Below are 18,435 nucleotides of genomic sequence, written 5' to 3' on the forward strand. Positions count from 1 at the left end.
CACGCGCTCACCGGCTGGTGCGCCGGACTCGCCGTCGCCCCCTTCGCCGGGGTCACCACGCTCGCGCAGGTGCTGGTGTTCGCGGCGACGACGGCCGGTTTCGCGCTCCTGCCGGATCTCGACCATCCCGGAGCGCGGGCTTCGAAGCTGCTGGGCCCGCTCACCGGCGGGCTGTCGTGGTTGCTGCGCAAGGCATCGGCCTGGCTCTACGCGGTCACCAAGGGGCCGCGCGACGAGCGGGGCAAGGGCACCCACCGGCACCTGTCGCACACGTTGCTGTTCGCCGTGGCGCTCGGCTTCGCCACGTCGGCGGGCACCGAGGCCGGTGGCCCGTGGGCGGTCGCGGGCGTGGTCCTGTTCGGGCTGCTGCTGGCGGAGGACGCACTCGGCGACTGGCTGCTGCCCGTTTCGGGCGGCGCGGTGGTGTGGTGGGTCTACGAGAACAACCCCAACGCGCTCGCCGAGCTCGACGCCGTCACCGGGCTCCTCGGCATCGCGGTGGCGCTGGGCTGTTTCACGCACTGCCTCGGCGACGCGCTCACCGAGTCCGGTTGTCCGTTCCTCTTCCCGCTCCCGATCGCGGGCGAGACGTGGTACGAGCTGCGCCCGCCGAGCTGGCTGCGGTTCCGCACCGGCAAGGGCTTCGAGAACGGCTTCGTCTTCCCCGCGTTCGCGGTGCTCGCGGTGCTGCTGATCCCCGGCGTGTGGCCGGTGGTCGCCGACCTGGCGCAGCACATCGTCGGTGGCACCGTCGAGGCCGAGAGCTGACCCCGGCGCTCGGTCACGGAAGTGGGCCCCCCGCGGCGACCAAGAGATTGCTCGCTGGGCTCGGTCAACGCGATCGGCGTTGGCCGCCACAAGGCACTCACCGGGCTGCGCGCCGTACTCGAGTGCGCGGCGGCGTTCGAGGACAGCCCCATCGGGGGCCGTCCGGCTAACACACCGAATCGGGAGGCCCCATGTTGAGCTCGCTCGACCCCACGGCCCGCGCGATCGTGCTTTTGGGTTTGATCGTTGCCCTCTACGCGATCTCGGCTCTGATCTGGCCCTACACCGAATGCTCGTCGTGCCAGGGCAGCAACAAACATCGCTCACCGAGCGGCGCCAACTTCCGCCGCTGTCGCCGTTGCCACGGCACTGGGCGCCGAACCCGTCTCCTGGCACAGCTGCTCGGCCGGGCCGAGTAGCGGGAGGGAAACCACCAATGCGAAGTCCGATCTGCCAGCCATCTCGCGTCGGGACGAACGTCGCCGAGGAGGGAATGACGGTGAGCGCCCTTATCGAGTGGCCGCTGCCGAATGTGCGACTGGGTGTGTCCATCGGGGACCAGAGCAGCCCGATCGATGCGGGGGTGGCGGGGACGTGAGCGACGACCGCTGGGTCCCGCTGATGGCCCGCAGGATGCACAGCACTCCACCGGTGGGCACGCTGATCGCCTACGACCACGCCGTGTACCGGGTGATCGAGGTGCGGGTCCTCCCGGCCGATCGGTGGACGGAGGAGCAGCGGCTCGACGTCGAGGAGGGCCCGGAGGGCAAGCGGGACGATCGTGTGCCGCGTGTGGTGACGGCGCGGCCGGTGCACATCGTGTCCGACGACCCCGGTGCACGGGATCATGACATTCATCTGTGCGCGCCGCGGTACTACGACTCGTGGGACACCTACCCGGATGAGCACTACCCGGTGTGCGCGACGTGTCTGGAGCCGTTGCCCTGCAGGGAGAAGCACTCGGCGAGGGTCGCGCAGCGGCACATGGCGCGGTTGGCGCGCTACGAGCAGGCCGGGGTGTGCCCCGCGTGTGGGGAGACCGTGACTCACCGGCAGAGGTCGATCAGGTTCGAGGAGAACATCGAGAACCCGATTGGGCCGCCGGTGACGTTCCACCTGCGCAGCCGCTGTTTCCCCCTGGCTGATCAGTACGACAAGCGGTGGGCAGCGGCCGAGCCCGGCCGACGCACCCGGTTGTCCTGCCCGGGTCATCTGACAACCCACAACGACGGCACCTACGACTGCACCGAGCTCGCCGACTGTCCCGGGCCGGACCTACGCCACGCCTCTCTTCGGCGGTGTGAGTGCCCGGACTGTCATGCACGTGGCGAGTTCTCCTGTTACCCGCTGAAGGGCGCGCGCCGCAACGGTGCCACCGAGGAAGAGATCCGCCAGAAGGGCCAGCTGTGGTGATGCACGCCACCACGAACACAGCCACAGCCTATCGGGAGAGAGGAGATGAACGGAGATGTGCGTCAGCTGTGAGCAGCGCCAGGCCACGCACGGTGACGTGTGCTGCCAGTGCTACGAGGGTTGAGAGCGGTGGGCGGGCCAGGAGATAGCTGGCCCGCCCACCGCCGAATCATAGGCGGGGTGACACGGCGGGGTGACACGCGCTTCGCCGCGCCGAGCCGTGTCCTTTCCGCAGTTGCACAGCCCCCGGCCGGTTGGACTGCTCCCGTGGGAGCAGTCCAACCGGCCGGGGGCTTTTTGCGTTCGTGGCGTGGCCTCCCCACTCGCCGGGGAACCACAACCGTGTATAACGATATATACCCGACCGCGTGGAGGTGCCTCCCGGACCCGCCACGCGCGCCACCGTCAGGCACCGGCGTCTATGGCACGGAGTGGTGGCGTGGACGCTGGTGGAGTTGGCGCAGAGCGAGGGCTGCGCACGTGCTCAGCTGGCGGGAGTGCTGGTGACCGCTGTGCAGGGCTTCGGTCGCGGGGTGTGGCGCGATCGCGGTGCGTAGGGCGGTGACGACGTCGGGCAGTTGCTGGCTGAGTTCGTGCAGGGCTTCGGCGAGTGCGATGGCGCTGGCGTGATCGAGGTGACCTGGGGTGGCGTTGTCGTCGAGGTTGGCGAGGTCGGCGTCCAGGAGCGCATGTGTCGCGGTGTTGAGCGCGGCGACGAGTCGCTGGGCGTGCCGCTGCGCGCCGGCGCTGGGGGTGTCGGGGCCGAGTGGGAAGTTGTCGGTGGGGCCCATGATCGCCTCCTGCTCGGGCGGGTGAAGGGAACGGGCAGACGCTCGGTGTGATGGTGCTTTCGCTAGTAAACACCAGGCGGGTGCGGGTGCGTGGTTTCCGGAACATGTGGTGGTGGCGTGTCGCGTGCAGCACCCGGCGGCGCTGCCTCGGGGAACTCGCTGCTGACACCACGGGGTGAGTTACCGCCGAGTGGTCGGAAATCGCGAGGCTGGTGTCGCTAATGTCCAGTATCGACGAAGCGACGGACGTGACGCCCTCACCGGACTTGTTGACACAACCTGTCTACAGTTGTTTACAGTTTGAGGCGTCTGGTTCGCCGTGATCTGGCCGTCCGAGCGCAGGCGCGGCCAGGCCGGGCGCTGGGGTGATGAGGGGGAGTGGCCATGGGGTATCCGGGCGGATGGCCGTCGCAGCCGGGGCTGGATGGGTCTCAGCACGCCGGCAACGGGGCGCCGCCTCCCTGGGGTGGTGCGGGCGCCTCCGCTTATCCGGCGCCGGCCCAGTACCCGTCTCCCTACCCACCTCGACGGCGGGGTCCGCGTCCGCAGTGGATGGTGCTCGGCGCGTTGGCGCTGGTGCTGATCGTGGGCGCGGTGGTGCTGGTCGTGGCGCTCACCCGTGAGGACTCCAGCGCCGGTGAGAGCGCGGCGGGCGCGCCGGCCGCGCCGCAGGCACCGCAGCTAGCCTCAGCGTGGCGCATCGACAGCGACGCCGTCGACTACCCGAAGTTTCACCGCTATGACGAGGTGACCAAGCAGGTCATGGTCCACGACGGCCAGGTGATCCGGCTGGGCGCGGTGTCGGCGCAGGGCATGAATCCCCGGACCGGAGAGATCCTGTGGGAGACGCCGCTGCCGGAAAATGCACACCTGTGTGGCGCGAGTCTGGGTACCGACGGCACCTTGCTGGCGATCACCTACTCCCCGGAGCGGGAGAAGGAGTGCATCTCGGTCGCGGTGATCGACGTGACCACGGGCGAGGTCCGCGACCAGGACTTCGTTCGCGCCGAGCTGGGGGACCTGCTGGTCGAGACGCAGGGCGAGAGCCTGTACCGGGCGCACCCGCTGCAAGCCCTGACCGAGGACATGCGCTCCAAGCGCGGGGTTGACGTGTTCAAACAGGACCGGACCGGCGCGCCACTGTGGCAGGTCAAGATCCCGAACTGTTTCGAAGCCGAGGACATGCGCGCCTCGGCGGAGGTGGTGCTGGTGCTCGCCCGCTGCAGCCCGGATGAGGCGGCGGGCGAGGAGCTGGTGTACGGCGGGGTCTACCGGGTGTCCGCGCTGGATGCCCATACCGGCGAGCGGCTCTGGGTGACCCGCGTGGCGACCGGCGAGGACGACTACCTGCCCGCGTTGCTGGCGGCCGACCCGCCGGTGCTGGTGCATCAGCAGTTCGACAGCGATTGCTGCTGGCAGCAGTGGTACGAGGTGCTCGACCGGGAGACCGGCGAGCAGGTGTTCACCCACGAGCCCGGCCGGGGCGAGTACCGCGCCGCGGGCCTGAGCCGGCACTGGTTCAGCCAATTCTCGGCCACCGCGTTCGCGATCGTGGACGACACGATGATCGTCGGGACCTGGCCGGACGGCAGCGAAGACGTCGCCCAGCAGAGTCGCCAGCTGATCGGCCTGGACCTGGCCACCGGCACCGAGCGGTGGCGCACCGAGTTGCCCCGGGGACGCGCCGCACCACAGCTGGCGCAAGACGGTGAGGGGACGCTCTACGTCTACAACGCCCTGAACCCGGAGCTGTACCGGCTGGACCCCCGCACCGGGCAGACACGTTTGCTGGCGCGGCTGGACAACCCCTGGCAGGGCCAGACCGAAACCCACGCGCCGGAATACCACCCGCAGGTGCTCGACGGGATGCTCGTGCTCTTCCCGAGCAGCCGCTGGCTCGACATCGACGCCATCGCTTTCGAGCTGCCCGGCTGAGCCGCGCACACCGGACGCCACACCTGGGGGAGAGCAAGCGGCGCGGTGCCTGCACACCCGCGTCATGGTCAAGGGGAGGAACATGATGTTGCGCAAGACCGGCCGGGTGATCCTCGCGCTGCTGACGGCCAGCGCGGTGGGTGCCTGCTCGGGCACCGTGGCCGGTCAGGGCACGCCCGCTGAGCCGAACCCTGGCATCCCAGCGGCCTCGGCCACGATGGCGACAACGGCGGCCGCCGAGGACACGGCAGTGGGGCTGCCCTACGGCGAGGGATTCCAGCAGTGGGCCGAGGCGATGGCCCCGATGCGCACCTGGGATCCGTGCGCCTTGCACCACCTCGACAGCGCCGAGGCCGCAATCGGTGTCCCACCCACCTCCTTGATCCCGATGGACACCCTCAACGCCTGCAACCTGGCGCTCGGCACGCAGTGGAACATCACCGTCGAGATGCTCCTGCTCACCACAATGGACGGATGGCAGGGCGGCGACCTGGACGGCATTCGGGTCTACCGGTCACTGCCGCCGGAGGGCGGACCCACCTTCGGCATCTCCTGCCAGTTCTTCTTCCCCGTCAAGGAACCCTTGGGCGTGCGGGTCGACGTGACCACACTGCGCGAGGACAAGACCCGCGACGACCTGTGCGCCATCACCGAGCGCTACTTCACCGACCTGGTGCCGACGCTGAAGAACCCACCGCTCGCCGCTGCCGGGCACACCATCCCGGCCATCAGCCTGTACGGCAAGGACCCCTGCGCCGCGCTCACGCCTGCCGCCGACGCCGTCCCCGCCGACGAGGTCGGCAACGAGAACTACCTCGTCGGGCTCGACCCCTACAGCTGCCAATGGACCAGCGAGGTCACCATCGACCCGATCGCGCTGGAGTACGCCAGCCTCTTCGATGAGGGCGGCCAGCCAGCCACGCTCGGCGGCGAGCCCGGATTCATCCAGGCCAACGGCGGGCGCTGCGACTACGTCGTGCCCGTCGACGACCCGATCAAGTTTCTGCCGGGCAGCGAACGCACCGCCATACCCGGGGTGAAGCTGACGCTGGATCGCTGCGACACCGAGCGCGCTGACCAGATCATCACCACAGCGCTGGACCAGCCCGCACTCGAGCCCGCCGCCGGCGGGCCGTCCACCGAACCGGTCACGCTCGGCGTGCTCGGCTGACCCGGGGAGCAGCCATGGGAACACCCCACCCACCCCACATGGGCCCGGCTGGTTCGCCAGGAGCGCCGTGGCCCCCGCCGACAGGCCACTGGGCACCCGCCCCACCCTCGCGCCCGCCGCGGGGCCCGTGGCGGTGGCTGCTGCCGCTGCTGGCCCTCGTCCTGGCGGCCGCAGTGATCGTGCCGCTCACGCTCACCGGTGACGACACACCCGAGGCGAGCACCGCGGCCGTGGAGTCCAGCCGAGCCGAGGCCCCGGACGTGCCGGAGGAAACCCGCACTCCGCGCCCGCCCGACCGGGACCTCGCCGCGGTGACCGCGGCTCTGCGCGCCATCGACCCCTGCCAGCTCATCGACCCCGGCCTCACGAAGGAAGCCGACGCGGGCGTCGTGGTGCCCGCCGGACCACACGCGTGCACCATGGTCCTCAAAGAGGACCCGCGCCGCCACGGCGAGGTCATCGAAGCCCGGGTCGGCGTCGTGTCCACCCACGCCGAGCGCTTCCGCGCCGCCCCGCAGACCATCGCCGGGGCGAAGGCCTACCAATTCCAGGAGGTCGACGAGTACGCCTCGCTGTGCACGGTGACCATCCCGGTCAGCCACGCCCGCGCCATCGAGATGATCTACGAGGTGCCCTGGCACGACACCGATACCTGCAGCGTCGCGACGCGCTTCGCCAACGCCGCGGTGGAGAAGCTGCGCCAGCCCGACAGTGTGGCGTTCACCGGCCAGCGGCCGCCGTTCGCCGGCTGGGACGGGTGCTCGCTGCTCGCACGCCTGCTCGGCGACAAGGCCGCAAGCCAGACCCTGACACCCACCGGGCTCTACGACCCCTTCGCCGGGTGCGAGACACCGCTTGAGAAGAACGCCGAGGCCGCGCACGTGTCGCTGGAGATGCACTACGGCACCACGGACCTAATCCTCGGCGACCCACGCCAGGTCGGAGACATCACCCTCTTCGTCCACGACACCGCCAACTACTGCAAGGTCAGCTGGATCACGCCCAGCGGCACCGGGGTCGAGGATTTCGCCCACGTGATCTTCGAGATTCAAGCCAAGGAGTGCGACACCGCCACACCGCTCGCCCAGCAGGCCATCGGCCTCATCGACGCCCACCCCGAAGGCCCCGCGACCGCACCGCAGCGGCCACTGCTGTACGGGCCGGACGAACGCGACACCGAGGCGGTCGGCGCCTGCGTCGATCTCGGCGTGCTCGGCGGCCTGGAAGACTGCGAGCCCTACCAAGAGGTCACTCTCCCCGAACGACCCGATGAGATTCTCGCGGCGGCGCGTACGTCGCGGCACGTGCAGTGCGGGGTGTTCCTCGACGCGGTGCGCGCCGTGCTCGGCGACACGTTCCAACCGGTCACCTGGGGCCAGCACTGCTTCTTCGTCAACCCCGAGCACACGCTCGAGGTCCTGGTCAACGTCGACCCAAGTAACTCGCCGGCGCCCTACGGCTCCAACAGCAGCATCCACACCGACCGACACAAGATCGAGATCGCGGGCAAAGCGGCCATCACCTACTGGAACCACAGCCGCGACTCCTACGACATCTACCTGTCCCCGCACGATGATCTCGGCGCGGCCGGCAACCTCCACATCGGCCTGCGCGCCCGCCACCCCCGCGGCGTCGACAACATCGATCCGCCGGAGGTACCCGCACAAGCCGTGGACGACGCCACCGCGATCATGACCCAGGTCGTACAGACCTTCTTCCGCTGAACCCCACCCGCCTGGAGAGGACACCGATGCGATCGACCGCTGCCCGCGCTGTGCTGGCTGTACTCGTGGCCACGGTGGCCACCGCCTGCAGCGGTGAGACCGGAGGCCAGGCCCGCCCACAGCAGGATTTCGTGACCACCACGCAGGCCTCACCAGCCACCTCCGCGGCACCCTCGAGCGGAGACTTCGGCGAGGGCGACTTCGGCGGCGGACTGTCCGAGGTGGATCCCTGCGCGCTGCTCACCGACGAGGAGCTCGCCGAGGTCGGTCCGCTCAGAGACCCCACCCGGCCCACGCGGGGCAAGGGCCGCAACTGCGAATGGTTACCGGACCGCGACAACGCCTCCCAGGAGCTGCTCGCGGTCGGGGTCGTCGTCCTCGACAGCGAGGGCATCGACCGGCTCGGTGACATCGGCAACGGCATCACCGACGGCACGATCAACGACCGGGATGCACGCATGACCTCCGGGCGCCTAGGCTGCCTCATCAGCCTCGATGTCGGCGGGACCGCGCGCGTGGACGTGTCGGCCACCGCCCCCGGCATCGACGAAGCCACCTCGTGCGGGCACGCCGAACGACTGGCCGAAGCAGTCGAACCACGCCTGCCCCAGTGAGCTCCCACCCCGCTGTAAGCCGCGTCCGTCGTGCCGTAGGGCTCAGTGTTTCCGCTGCAGTGCCAGCAGCACGCCCGTGAGCGAGCCGCTGGTGCCGAGCTGACCGCGTGCGATCTTCTCGGGCATCTCGGCCAGCGGCAGCCAGCGGAACTCGCCCTCGTCGCGCTCGCTGGGGTGGCCGGTGCGCTCGACGTGCTCGGCGAGATAGACGTGGTGGGGGCTGCGCAGGGAGCCGGCGGCGGGCTCGTAGGTCGCGAGCAGCTCAAGCGGCCGGGAGGCGGTGTACCCGGTTTCCTCGGTCAGTTCGCGCGCGGCCGTGTCCGCGGGATCCTCGTGCGGGGCGACGAGCCCCCCGGGAAGCTCCCAGGACCACAGGTCGGGCACCCACCGGTGCCGCCAGGCCATCAGCACCCGGTCGTTGTCGAGCGCCACGGTCATCGCCGCCGGGGGCAGCTCGAACCAGTGGTGTTTGCCCCGCTCACCGGACGGCCTGGCCACATCAGCACTGCCGTAGCGGCCCCACCGGGAGGAGTGCGCGACGTACTCGTCGCCGAGGACCTGCCAGGGCGAGTCCGCGGCGGCCGGCGGGGCGGTGGCACGGTGCCGCTCGGCCAGGACTTGATCGACGACGTCGGCGGCGGACTCCAGCCACAGATCCAGCTCGCGGCGCCCGGTCTCGTCCGGCCGGACCAGTCGCGCCCACCGGGCCACGACCGGATCATGGGCGGCCGCGGCGTCGGTGAGGCGGTGCCCGGCCTCGGCGAGCACGGCGGCGACCCGGGTCTGCCACAGGATCGGGGCGTGCACCGCCCACGCCAGCTCGGCCAGATCCACCTCCGCCACCGGGCATCCCGACGCGGACGCCCGGGCGACCAGCGCGAGGGTGAGCGCGTCGCGGATCGTGTGCCGGACCCGGGGCGCGTCCGGGATAGGGATGACGTCGACCTCGCCGCGGGCGGTGCGCGCGTCGATCGCGGCCATGAGCGCGTCCGCGCGGTCTTCGGCCTGCGCGACCGCCTCGGTCACGGCGGAGGTGTCCTGTGTCGTCATTGCAGTGCGGCCTTTCCTGGACGATGGGTCAGCTGGCCATGACGGTCAGGCGGAGCACAGCCGCAGGCTGGGGCACGCCGTCGCCGTCGACGGGGCCGTGGTCATAGTCGACGCCGAACAGCGTGTGGTGGGGATGCGCCGCCAACCATGTCGCCGCCGCGGTGAACACCGCGGCCTCCGTGTCACCGCGGATGGTGACCAGCTCGGCCAGCGCATCGGTCTCCACGAACGTGCCGCCGGTCGGCCGCGGCGCGAGCGGGGCGCTGTCCTCGTTGGAGGTGGCCCGAGTGTGGCCCGGGGCGGTCCGAGCGGGAATGACGCGTCGCAACTCGCGCAGCAAGCGCGTCCCCAGACCGCGCAGGTCCAGCAGCGTGTCATCCGGGACCAGGGCCACCTCCTCCACCGAGCGGAACCGTCGCCGCCGCAACAGATTGACCACCTTGATCGGCAGGTGGTCCTCGACGGTGTGCAGGGGTTGAGGCTCGGCAGGCAGCGCGGGCATCGACCAGCCGTCGAACCCGGCGGCCAGCAGCGCGCGCACGCGCTCGGACAACTCACCGACCCCGATCGGCAGCACCAGGCCCACGCGGATCCGGTACAGATCGACGGAGCCAACCAGGGGTGGCTCGAAGTACCGCGGCGCCGTGCCGTGGCCCGTGTCCGGTGGGCCGGGCTCCGGGGCGGGCGAGGCGAAACGCAGCACCGAGGCGATCGGCCAGGACGTGAGAAGGCTCAACGCCTCGCGCAGCCCGTCCTCGACGGTCGGCCCTACCCGGTCGTTGTCGCTGACCAACGGCTGATCGTGAAACCGGGCGCCGTATTCGCCACTCCCCATGCTGGGGAGCATGCCAGCGACCCCCGTCATCACCGTGGAAGGCCACGCCCGACGGCCCGCCACCTCGGTGAACCTGGCGCGTAAACCCGCAACCTGTCGGTCCCAGATGCCACGCTGCGATCAAGGGACGAGCAGGCTCCGCCGACCAGGAAGGCCACCGCATGCCGCAGGAACACAACGAGTTCGCCGCCGCCATCGAGTTCATCAACCGCGATCACCCGCGAGCCAGCATCAACGACGGCGAGAAGATCCTCCTGAATCCCGCCCAAGTGCTGGACAACATCTCGCACGCGATGGAACGCCTGGACCTCGACATCAACACCCCGATCAGCATCGAGGAGGACGTCGCCGCGCTCACCGAGCTGCACACGATGGTGCTGAACCTGATGATGGGCCCGACGCTGGCGGTGCACGTGGTCAACACCGCGCTGCGCATCATGTCCGCCCGCTACCCCGCCGAGCTGGTCACCAACCCCCTCCCAGCCGAGTACGACCTGCGCAAGATCATTCCCCTGCCTCTGGACGACCACGCCCACGACCTGGCGAAGAAGATCTTCAACCAGCGCACCACCGCAGCCACAGACCTGGTCGAAGACGACCTCTACGACCTCTACGAACCGCTGGATGTCCCCACCCAGCTGCAAGTCTTCAACGCGCTGTTCTACATGTACGGCACCAAAATCGGAGCCCTGAAACATCGCACCGGCATCGCCTAGCCGCAACGGAACAAGGACCAGATACCTCAGGCGAGGTAGGCGGCCAGCGTGTAGACCGGTGAGCGGTTGAGCGAATTGCGAGAGTGGTCGTACCGGCGAGTGGTGCGCGGGTCGCGGTGCCCGGCCCAGTCCTGGACATCGCGAATGTTGGCGCCGGCATCCAGGGCAAGGGTGATGCCGGTATGCCGACCGCTGTGCGGGGACAGCCGGTCCCACACCTCAATCCCCGCGGCGCGGGCCAGCCCGGCGAACGAGCTCCCACAGGTGGCTCTGGCGCATCCGCCCGCCGCACCGCGGTGGCCCGCGCACGGTCCAGCAGCTTGTTGGGCTACAGCGGGCAGGGTCGGTGCGCCGAGGCCTCGTGAGTCCAGCGGGCGGGCAACCCCAGTTTGGCGCTCACGACGACTCCCTCGGTTGGATGGCGCCGGTGACAAACCACTGCACCAGCACCACTGCCAGGTGCACGGCGGCAGCGGCTTCGGCCTGATCGCTCGGCCGGTTCTCGTCGTCGGCGTGTCGGGCCGTCTCGCCCCGTAGCAACCGATCCAGCATCGTGGCCACGACTTCAATTGAGCCGTGTCCGGCTTGCACGGTGTCGTCCTCGGAGATCGAGAACCGCCATTGGTCACCGTTTTTGCGCAGTTCGGTGCGAACCTGGTGCACCGTAGGCTTCTTGCCTCGCTCTTTTCGGTCTGGAAACACCACCGGCAGGGCTGCGTTCTCCACGGCTTTCACTGCTGCGGAGTAGCTGGCACTGGGATCCGGGTGCTGTCCGTAGAGCTCACGCCAAGACGTTGCCAGCCACTCCGAGGCGGTGGCCCGGTTGGCGGCCTCGGCTGCCTTCCGGGCGTGGCGCCACGCGTCCGTCGCCGTGGGATCCACCCGGCGGTACAGACCTCGAAGGTCTGCGTCGAAGTACCATGCCGAGCCGCAGTCTTGAAGGAGATCGTGCAGCTCGATGAGTAGCTGTGCCCACCGCTCACCTTTGTCTCGTTCCGGCCAGTTGCTCCAATCGAGATCCCACGCCGGGTGCAACCTTACGATCGCGTCGACCAAAGTCAGGCGGTCGAGTGGGCGGACAGTGGTGATGCCCGTAGTCCTGCCTGACATGAACCGATTGAGCACCTCTCTGCTGGTGAGGAGCCGGTTCCCACCGCGCGGGGTCTTCAGGGTCACCGTCCACGACATTCGACAACGGGTGGTGATGCGTGTCGCGAGGTCCTCTTGCTCGCGCAGGACTTGAGCCGCCCAATTCCGGAGGTGGATCGCGAGGTGTGCGGGCACGCCTTCGTAGAGTTCGGGCTCAGGCAGAGAGCCGGCATCACGCTCGGCGAGGGTGGGATAGGGGGCCAGCGGGTCGAGTTGGGGCCGCTCGTCGTCGTTGGTCACGAGCGGAACGGTAGCGGTGACCTGCGACAGTTCGACCGGGTGATACAGCGGATTATCACCCGGTCTCGTCCGCTCCGAGATCGGCTCGATTGCGGCGGCCTCGGGCTACGTCTGTCCTATGCGGTTGTTGGGACGAGTTCGTTGAGGAGTGCGCGGACGCGGCGGTCGATGTTGTCGGCGGGTGCGGAGCCAGGCGGAGTGGACGGTGACCCTGCGCTGGGTGTGGAGGTCGAGCAGCGCGGCGGCCATCTGGGAGCGACCCGCGCCGTCGAGCAGTGGCCGGTGCCGGTTGCAGTCGAGCGCGAACCGCGGAGAGCTTCATTGACGCGTCGGCGGCGTGGTCTGCGAGCGCAAGCGATGGTCTGGGCGTCAGGACTTGCCGGGGCTGTCGAACAGCATGCGTTGCAGGCCGGTCGCGACAACTGACGCGACGTCGAGGTCCGGATCGAGCGCCGCGTTGATGATGACGCCGTCGATCAGCGCCATCGCGAGCGCGCCGAGCGCTGTGGGATCCGCCGCGGCGGGTCCGTGGAAGTGAAGGAGCACATCGCCGAGTTCACGATGGGTCCGGCGCAGGGCGGCGAGTCGCCGTGCGGCCAGTTCCGGGTCGCGCGCTGCGACGAGAGAGAACTCGGCGTTCGCCAGGAACCAGCCACGTCGCTGGCGGATGACGTCGGCAAGCCAGGAGCCGATGGCCCAGCCCACCTTGTCCCGCCCCAGGCCCTCAGGCTCGATGTGCTGCCACTCGTCAGGCAGCGACTCCGCCCGCTCCTCGGCCAGCACGAGGAACAGGTCCTCTTTGCTGCTGAAGTTGCCGTACAGGGCGCCTTTGGTGAATCCGGCGTCCGCGGCGATCGCCTCCAGCGACGCGGCGGCGTAGCCCACGTCGCTGAAGGTCTCGTACGCGGACTGCAGCAGCGCGGCCCGTGTCTCGCGACGCCTCCGCTCCCGACTCGATTCGAGGGCTTGACGACTCCGCGCGTTCATATACTCTTCGTACCACAAATACGGACCGTATTGGAAATACGGGTCGTATATAAGCGGTCACAGTTGCCCGCCTTCTCCTTACTCGGAGGCTTCCGATGACAACCACCTCTTTTCGAGGCCACATGGCCATGGCGACGCTGTGCGTCGTCACTGTGGCGTTGTTCGCTTACTCAACGCTGGAGACGATGCTGTCGCCGGCACTGCCGGCGATCCAGGAGGCGGTGAGTGCCTCAGCACCGGCGATCGCCTGGGTGTTCACCGGGTTGCTGCTGGCCGGGGCGGTGTCGACCCCGCTGGTGGGACGCCTGGCCGATGTCCGCGACAAGCGGACCGTTTTGCTGGGCGTGCTCGCGGTCGTCGCCCTCGGCACGGTGCTCGCCGCAGTCGCCACGAACGTCGCCCTGCTGACCGCTGGGCAGGTCCTGCAGGGTGTGGGGCTGAGCCTGGTCCCGCTCTCGGTGGGTATCATCCGCGACACCCAGCCGGCCCAGCGCATCGCTGCGGGCAACGGGCTGATCGTGGGAACGGCGGCGTCGAGCACCGCGGTCGGGCTCGTGGTCGCGGGCCCGATCCTCGAGGTCCTGCCCTACACGTGGCTGTATTGGATCCCCTTCGTGGTGATTGTCGCGGCGTTCGTGGTGGCGTGGGTCGTGGTCCCGTCGTGTCCGCCGACCCGGCGTGGCCGGATCGACTGGGCCGGGGCCGTCCTGCTGGCCGTGGGTCTCGCGCTGCTGCTGATCGGGATCTCGCGCTCGTCAAAGGTCGGATGGGGATCACCGCTGGTGCTGAGCTTGCTGGTAGCCAGCGTGGTGGTCCTGGGCGTGTTCTCCGCGGTGGAGCTGCGCACCAGTGAGCCGCTGGTGGACCTGCGCCTGCTGGGCACGCGTGCGGTACTGCTGACCTGTGCTGTGGCGTTCGTGGTTGGTTTCGGCACCTTCGCCGTCTTCGTCCTGGTACCGATGCTGGTGGAATTGCCGACGGCGACCGGTTATGGGCTCGGCGGTTCGGCCCTGTCGACCGGCCTCTACCTGGTGCCACTGGGCATCGTCGGTACGGCCGTCGCGCCACTCACCGGCCGGCTTGAGCGGGCGCTCGGCACCCGCGGCGTGATGCTCACCGGCACCGTGGCGATGGTCGCCGCCGCGTTAGTGCTCCTCGCGGCTCCCGGCCGTCCTTGGCTGATCCTCGTCTCCACGGCCTTGGCGGGTTTGACCGTCGGCTTCGGGCTGACGGGAGCGATGAACATCGTGGTCGCGACGGTGCCCGAAGAGCGGACGGCGAGCGTCAGCGGCCTCGCGTTCGTGGTCAAGAGCGTCGGCGGTGCTCTCGGCGCCCAGCTGGGTGCTGTCCTGCTGGCGCAGTCCACCGCTGCGGAGGTGGGGTTGCCCGCCTGGTCCGGCTTCCGGTCAGCGTTCCTGCTCGCCGCGGCGGTCAGTTTGGCGGCGGTGCTGCTCAGCATCGCGCTGCCCTCCCGTCTGCCCCGCGTCACAACCTCCCCCACCTCCACGATCGGAGAGCCGGCATGAGGACACGCCCTGGCCTCACCACCTTTGACGCCGTTCTCGAACGCGCCGCCTTAGGTCACGCAGTCGCGGGTGCATCGGCGTGCCTGATCGACAGCGCGACCCGCTGCGCCACGATTGGCGTAGAGCGGGTGGGCGGAGGGGCGCCGGTCCGCCCGCACACACTGTTCCCGCTCGGATCAGTGACCAAGATCGTGGTGGCCACCGTGGCCTGCCAGCTAGTGGTGGAGGGCAAGCTCTCACTCGACGCTCCCGTGGCCGATCTCGTACCGGAGCTTCACGCGCTGGGCGCTCGCGGTCCTGCGATCACGGCGCGCATGCTGCTGTCTCATACATCGGGGTTGGCTGACGCCTGGGACGGCTCTGCCTCGCTGGCCGAGCTGCTCGGCACCTCCCACGGGGCCGCAGCTGCGGCCGCGCCCGGTGAGGGCTTCTCCTACAGCAACACCGGGTACGTAGTACTCGGCAGGCTCATCGAGACGCTCACCGGCCTCAGCTGGGTCAAGGCCGCGCAGCGGGCGCTCCTCGATCCGGCCGGGATCTCCTCCGCCGTCTTCACCGCACCCGTCGGCGCAGCCGTGGGGCATGTCCTCGACGACGATGGCACGCTCGTGGCCGGGGACCTCTGGCCGCCGGTCAGCCCGCTCTTCGGGCCAGCAGGAGCCACCCTGCACGCGACCGCCGCGGACACGGCACGGCTCGTGCTTGCCTGCGCAACCGGCCGCACCGACGACGGACGCGAACTGCTACCCAAGTGGATGGTCGACGAGATGCTCAGGCTGCAGGCCCCGTTGCCCGGCGCGCCGCTGCATTTCCGAGGCTGGGGACTTGGCTGGGCCCTTCCCGTCGCGGGGACCTCCCGGTTGGTCCAGCACATCGGCGGGACGAGCGCGTTCGTCCACGTCGAGCCCGACAGAGGTATCGCGCTGGCCGTGCTGACCAACTTCCCGGAAGGCTGGGCCTTCGGTGAGGACGTTCTGCGCGAGGCCCTCGGATATCACCGGCCCGCGCTCCCACCCGGTCCGGGCCCCGGCTACGTCGACCGATACGTCGGCGAGTACGCCTCACCCGCGTTCGGCGTCACGGTGCGCGCCGCCGAGGGCGGCCGACTGTTGATCACCAGCCCCCTTACTGGCCGGGAGACCGACCTGCACCACCAAGCAGGTGACGCCTTCTGGGCCGATTTCGGCGCCTTAGAGACCGAGGTGAGCTTCATGGACTTCGACCACGGCCGGGCCGACCGCCTGCACACCGCGCTCCGGACGCTGCGTCGTGTCAACTGAGCACCCGCGCACCGACGTCCTCGTGATCGGTGCGGGCATCATCGGCGCGCTGATCGGCCGGGAGCTCGCCGGGCGGGGCCTCGGGGTCCTGCTCCTGGATCCCGAGCCTGGCCGCGGTGCCTCAGTCGGCAACGCCGGCATGCTCGTTCCCAGCTTCACCAGGCCGATGGCCGATCCCGCAACACTGTGGGAAGGCTTGCGCGGAATGACCGGCGGGGATCATTCGGTCACGATCGGCTCGCTGTCTCCGGCAGTCCTGACGTGGCTGGCCCGGTTCGCGGCCGCGGCCCGCCCGGGCCGGGCAGCTCGCATCGCCGCGCGGCTGGTCGGCCCGGCCCGCGCCGCCGCAGACGAATACGCCAACCTCGCCGCGGAGACCGGCATTGACCTCGGCGTGGCCGGCAACGGGTGGCTCCAGGTATCACGCAGCCCGGCCGTTCTCCGACGAAAGCTGGTCGTGGCCCGTGCGCTGGCGAAGGAGGGTATCGACCACGAGGTCCTCACCCGGGCCGAGCTGCGGGTACGGGAGCCGGAACTCGACCCTGGTCTGGTCGGCGCGGTGTTCTTTCCCGGTGATTCCTCGCTGGATCCGGCCGCGGCGACACACGCGGCACTGGTCGCCGCCGAGCGCCGTGGCGTCATCGTCCACCGCGCACGCGTCACCAGCCTGGTCCGCAGACACGGCGAGATCACCGCTGTCCGGACCGACCGCGGCGAGTTCAGCGCCACCACCTACGTCCTTGCCACCGGCGCCGGACGACCAAGGGGGCGAGGCATTCAGCCGGGCTGGGGCTGGAGCGTCGACGTACCCACCACGGAGCCTCCGATCGGCGCGCCTTTGGGCTCGACGACCATGTCGTGTTCAACCCCCTCGCTGGCCGAATCCGGATCACCGGCGGCATGCGGATCGGTGGCACCCCGGCATCCCACCACGACCACGCGGCCACCACCGCGATCCTTCAGTCCGCCGAACGACTCGTCCCCGCGCTGCGCGAGCTGCGCAAGGGCACCATCACCCGTGCTGCCCGGCCAATGACCGCCAACGGGCTGCCGCGCGTGGCCCGGACCGGCCGCAATCTCGTGACGGCCACCGGGCACGGCACCCTCGGAATGACCCTCGCTCCGGCGACCGCGGCCGCCGTCGCCCTGCTCCTCGGACACGGAGCCGGCCGCGTGGAGGTCCCGCGATGACATCGTCGATCACAGCCGGCCATCGGCTCCACACCGACGCACTGGTCGCCGATGCCCACAACGACCTGCTCATGCTCGTCGTCCGCCGGTCACCGCAGCGCTGGGCGACCTACTTTCGCGACGTCTGGTACCCGCAGCTGCGCGCAGGCGGGGTAGATCTGCAGGTCCTGCCGGTATTTATCGACCATGAGTTCACGCCCGAGGGAGCGCTGCGCGAAAGCCTCCGGATGGTCGAAGCCGCACACCGAATCGCCGAAGGCAACCCGGACCTGGTCGCGCTGTGCCGCACCGGCGCCGAGATCGACACGACCATCGGGTCCGGCCGCATCGCACTGGTCCTGGCGCTGGAGGGCTGCCCACAGATCGACACCGACGTCGAGCTCCTGCAGACCTTCGCCCGCCTCGGCGTTCGGATCGTGTCCTTCACCCATTTCGGCCGGACCGCGCTGGCCGACGGATCGGGTGAAGACCCCACCGGCAGTCGCCTAACCCGTGCCGGCGTCGAAGCACTCGCATTGCTGGAATCCCTCGGGGTGGCAATCGACGTGTCACACCTGGGAGCCACCGGAATCGATCACGTGCTGGAACTGGCGACCCGGCCGGTCATCGCGACGCACTCCTGTTCCCGCAGCCTCCACGATCACCACCGCAACCTTTCCGACGACCACATCCGTGGCATTGCCGCCACGGGCGGGCTCATCTGCGTGAACCTCTACGCCGGCTACCTCACCACCGAACCTCCGACGCTCGACCACGTCGTCGCTCACATCGAACGAATCACCGAGCTTGCCGGCCCCACCAAGGTCGGAATCGGCGCCGACTTCGTCGCCGACCTGTTCGCGGAGAAGATCCCCACCTGCGACCGACCACTGATCATCGAGGGCACCAACACCGAGATTCTCATCCCCGGCCTCGAAGGACCATCGGGGCTTCCACTCGTCAGCGACGCGTTGCTCACCGCCGGACATCACGAGAACGAGGTCCGAGGAATCGCCGGCGTCAACCTGGCCCGGTTCCTCGGCGCCACGCACGACTGAACGGACAA

General features: G+C 69.6%; 16 protein-coding genes and 1 pseudogene. 11 read left to right on the forward strand and 6 right to left on the reverse strand.

The window, feature by feature from the left end; translation table 11 throughout:
* Both DI005_RS20625 and DI005_RS20630 read left to right on the forward strand, forming a co-directional pair.
* Positions 1-768: metal-dependent hydrolase (locus DI005_RS20625; protein WP_147263880.1), on the forward strand; the 768-nt coding region annotated here is incomplete at its 5' end.
* Positions 769-1,362: 594 nt separating this feature from the next.
* Positions 1,363-2,181, forward strand: coding sequence for a hypothetical protein (locus DI005_RS20630; protein WP_113643185.1), 819 nt, complete (start codon positions 1,363-1,365; stop codon positions 2,179-2,181).
* Between the two features lie 419 nt (positions 2,182-2,600).
* Here the strand turns inward: DI005_RS20630 and DI005_RS20635 are convergent, their stop codons facing one another.
* On the reverse strand, positions 2,601-2,972 hold the full coding sequence (locus tag DI005_RS20635; protein WP_113643186.1) for a hypothetical protein: 372 nt from the start codon (positions 2,970-2,972) through the stop codon (positions 2,601-2,603).
* 567 nt (positions 2,973-3,539) lie between these two features.
* Here DI005_RS20635 and DI005_RS20640 point away from each other — a divergent pair.
* The 4 genes from DI005_RS20640 (at position 3,540) to DI005_RS20655 (ending at position 8,416) form a co-directional block, all read left to right on the forward strand.
* The gene (locus tag DI005_RS20640) at positions 3,540-4,907 is read left to right on the forward strand and encodes a PQQ-binding-like beta-propeller repeat protein (RefSeq protein WP_158559849.1); all 1,368 of its coding nucleotides are present in this window, start codon (positions 3,540-3,542) and stop codon (positions 4,905-4,907) included.
* Positions 4,908-4,971: 64 nt separating this feature from the next.
* Positions 4,972-6,078, forward strand: a complete 1,107-nt coding sequence (locus DI005_RS20645) for a hypothetical protein (protein WP_113643188.1) — start codon at positions 4,972-4,974, stop codon at positions 6,076-6,078.
* Between the two features lie 14 nt (positions 6,079-6,092).
* Positions 6,093-7,802: a hypothetical protein gene (locus DI005_RS20650; protein WP_147263882.1), complete on the forward strand. Its 1,710-nt coding sequence runs from the start codon at positions 6,093-6,095 to the stop codon at positions 7,800-7,802.
* Between the two features lie 26 nt (positions 7,803-7,828).
* On the forward strand, positions 7,829-8,416 hold the full coding sequence (locus DI005_RS20655) for a DUF3558 domain-containing protein (protein ID WP_113643190.1): 588 nt from the start codon (positions 7,829-7,831) through the stop codon (positions 8,414-8,416).
* A 42-nt stretch (positions 8,417-8,458) separates the two neighbouring features.
* Here DI005_RS20655 and DI005_RS39050 read toward each other — a convergent pair whose 3' ends face one another.
* Positions 8,459-9,466: an NUDIX hydrolase gene (locus tag DI005_RS39050; RefSeq protein WP_233520219.1), complete on the reverse strand. Its 1,008-nt coding sequence runs from the start codon at positions 9,464-9,466 to the stop codon at positions 8,459-8,461.
* Positions 9,467-9,494: 28 nt separating this feature from the next.
* Complete coding sequence (locus DI005_RS20665; protein WP_147263883.1) at positions 9,495-10,334, reverse strand: hypothetical protein; 840 nt, start codon at positions 10,332-10,334, stop codon at positions 9,495-9,497.
* A gap of 128 nt (positions 10,335-10,462) precedes the next feature.
* Between DI005_RS20665 and DI005_RS20670 the strand changes: the two genes are divergently transcribed.
* The gene (locus tag DI005_RS20670; RefSeq protein ID WP_113643192.1) at positions 10,463-11,017 is read left to right on the forward strand and encodes a hypothetical protein; all 555 of its coding nucleotides are present in this window, start codon (positions 10,463-10,465) and stop codon (positions 11,015-11,017) included.
* Positions 11,018-11,043: 26 nt separating this feature from the next.
* Here DI005_RS20670 and DI005_RS39730 read toward each other — a convergent pair whose 3' ends face one another.
* The 3 genes from DI005_RS39730 to DI005_RS20680 form a co-directional block, all read right to left on the reverse strand.
* Positions 11,044-11,451, reverse strand: a complete 408-nt coding sequence (locus DI005_RS39730) for a site-specific integrase (protein WP_199543029.1) — start codon at positions 11,449-11,451, stop codon at positions 11,044-11,046.
* The gene (locus DI005_RS38635) at positions 11,414-12,406 is read right to left on the reverse strand and encodes a hypothetical protein (protein WP_199543030.1); all 993 of its coding nucleotides are present in this window, start codon (positions 12,404-12,406) and stop codon (positions 11,414-11,416) included. The genes DI005_RS39730 and DI005_RS38635 overlap by 38 nt, the downstream gene beginning before the upstream one ends.
* A gap of 369 nt (positions 12,407-12,775) precedes the next feature.
* The gene (locus DI005_RS20680) at positions 12,776-13,393 is read right to left on the reverse strand and encodes a TetR/AcrR family transcriptional regulator (RefSeq protein ID WP_113643194.1); all 618 of its coding nucleotides are present in this window, start codon (positions 13,391-13,393) and stop codon (positions 12,776-12,778) included.
* A 95-nt stretch (positions 13,394-13,488) separates the two neighbouring features.
* On the opposite strand from DI005_RS20680, the gene DI005_RS20685 reads away from it, so the two are divergent.
* The 4 genes and pseudogenes from DI005_RS20685 (at position 13,489) to DI005_RS20705 (ending at position 18,427) form a co-directional block, all read left to right on the forward strand.
* Positions 13,489-14,919 carry an MFS transporter gene (locus DI005_RS20685; protein WP_113643195.1) on the forward strand — a complete coding sequence of 477 codons (1,431 nt, stop codon included), beginning with the start codon at positions 13,489-13,491 and terminating at the stop codon, positions 14,917-14,919.
* The gene (locus DI005_RS20690) at positions 14,916-16,199 is read left to right on the forward strand and encodes a serine hydrolase (RefSeq protein ID WP_113643196.1); all 1,284 of its coding nucleotides are present in this window, start codon (positions 14,916-14,918) and stop codon (positions 16,197-16,199) included. The genes DI005_RS20685 and DI005_RS20690 overlap by 4 nt, the downstream gene beginning before the upstream one ends.
* 22 nt (positions 16,200-16,221) lie before the next feature.
* A pseudogene (locus tag DI005_RS20695) lies at positions 16,222-17,390 on the forward strand (NAD(P)/FAD-dependent oxidoreductase).
* A complete protein-coding gene (locus tag DI005_RS20705; RefSeq protein WP_113643199.1) occupies positions 17,387-18,427 on the forward strand; it encodes a dipeptidase in 1,041 nt (346 codons plus the stop codon). Before DI005_RS20695 ends, DI005_RS20705 begins: the two are co-directional and overlap by 4 nt.
* Positions 18,428-18,435: the final 8 nt, after the last annotated feature.

The sequence above is a fragment of the Prauserella sp. PE36 genome (genome assembly GCF_003311655.1).
Taxonomy (GTDB): domain Bacteria; phylum Actinomycetota; class Actinomycetes; order Mycobacteriales; family Pseudonocardiaceae; genus Prauserella_A; species Prauserella_A endophytica.

Coding starts and splice junctions, on each gene's coding strand:
- DI005_RS20645 (WP_113643188.1), top strand. CDS start 4,972: ATGGTCAAGGGGAGGAACATGATGTTGCGCAAGACCGGCCGGGTGATC.
- DI005_RS20705 (WP_113643199.1), top strand. CDS start 17,387: ATGACATCGTCGATCACAGCCGGCCATCGGCTCCACACCGACGCACTG.
- DI005_RS20650 (WP_147263882.1), top strand. CDS start 6,093: ATGGGAACACCCCACCCACCCCACATGGGCCCGGCTGGTTCGCCAGGA.
- DI005_RS20690 (WP_113643196.1), top strand. CDS start 14,916: ATGAGGACACGCCCTGGCCTCACCACCTTTGACGCCGTTCTCGAACGC.
- DI005_RS20670 (WP_113643192.1), top strand. CDS start 10,463: ATGCCGCAGGAACACAACGAGTTCGCCGCCGCCATCGAGTTCATCAAC.
- DI005_RS39050 (WP_233520219.1), bottom strand. CDS start 9,466: ATGACGACACAGGACACCTCCGCCGTGACCGAGGCGGTCGCGCAGGCC.
- DI005_RS20680 (WP_113643194.1), bottom strand. CDS start 13,393: ATGAACGCGCGGAGTCGTCAAGCCCTCGAATCGAGTCGGGAGCGGAGG.
- DI005_RS20655 (WP_113643190.1), top strand. CDS start 7,829: ATGCGATCGACCGCTGCCCGCGCTGTGCTGGCTGTACTCGTGGCCACG.
- DI005_RS20635 (WP_113643186.1), bottom strand. CDS start 2,972: ATGGGCCCCACCGACAACTTCCCACTCGGCCCCGACACCCCCAGCGCC.
- DI005_RS20685 (WP_113643195.1), top strand. CDS start 13,489: ATGACAACCACCTCTTTTCGAGGCCACATGGCCATGGCGACGCTGTGC.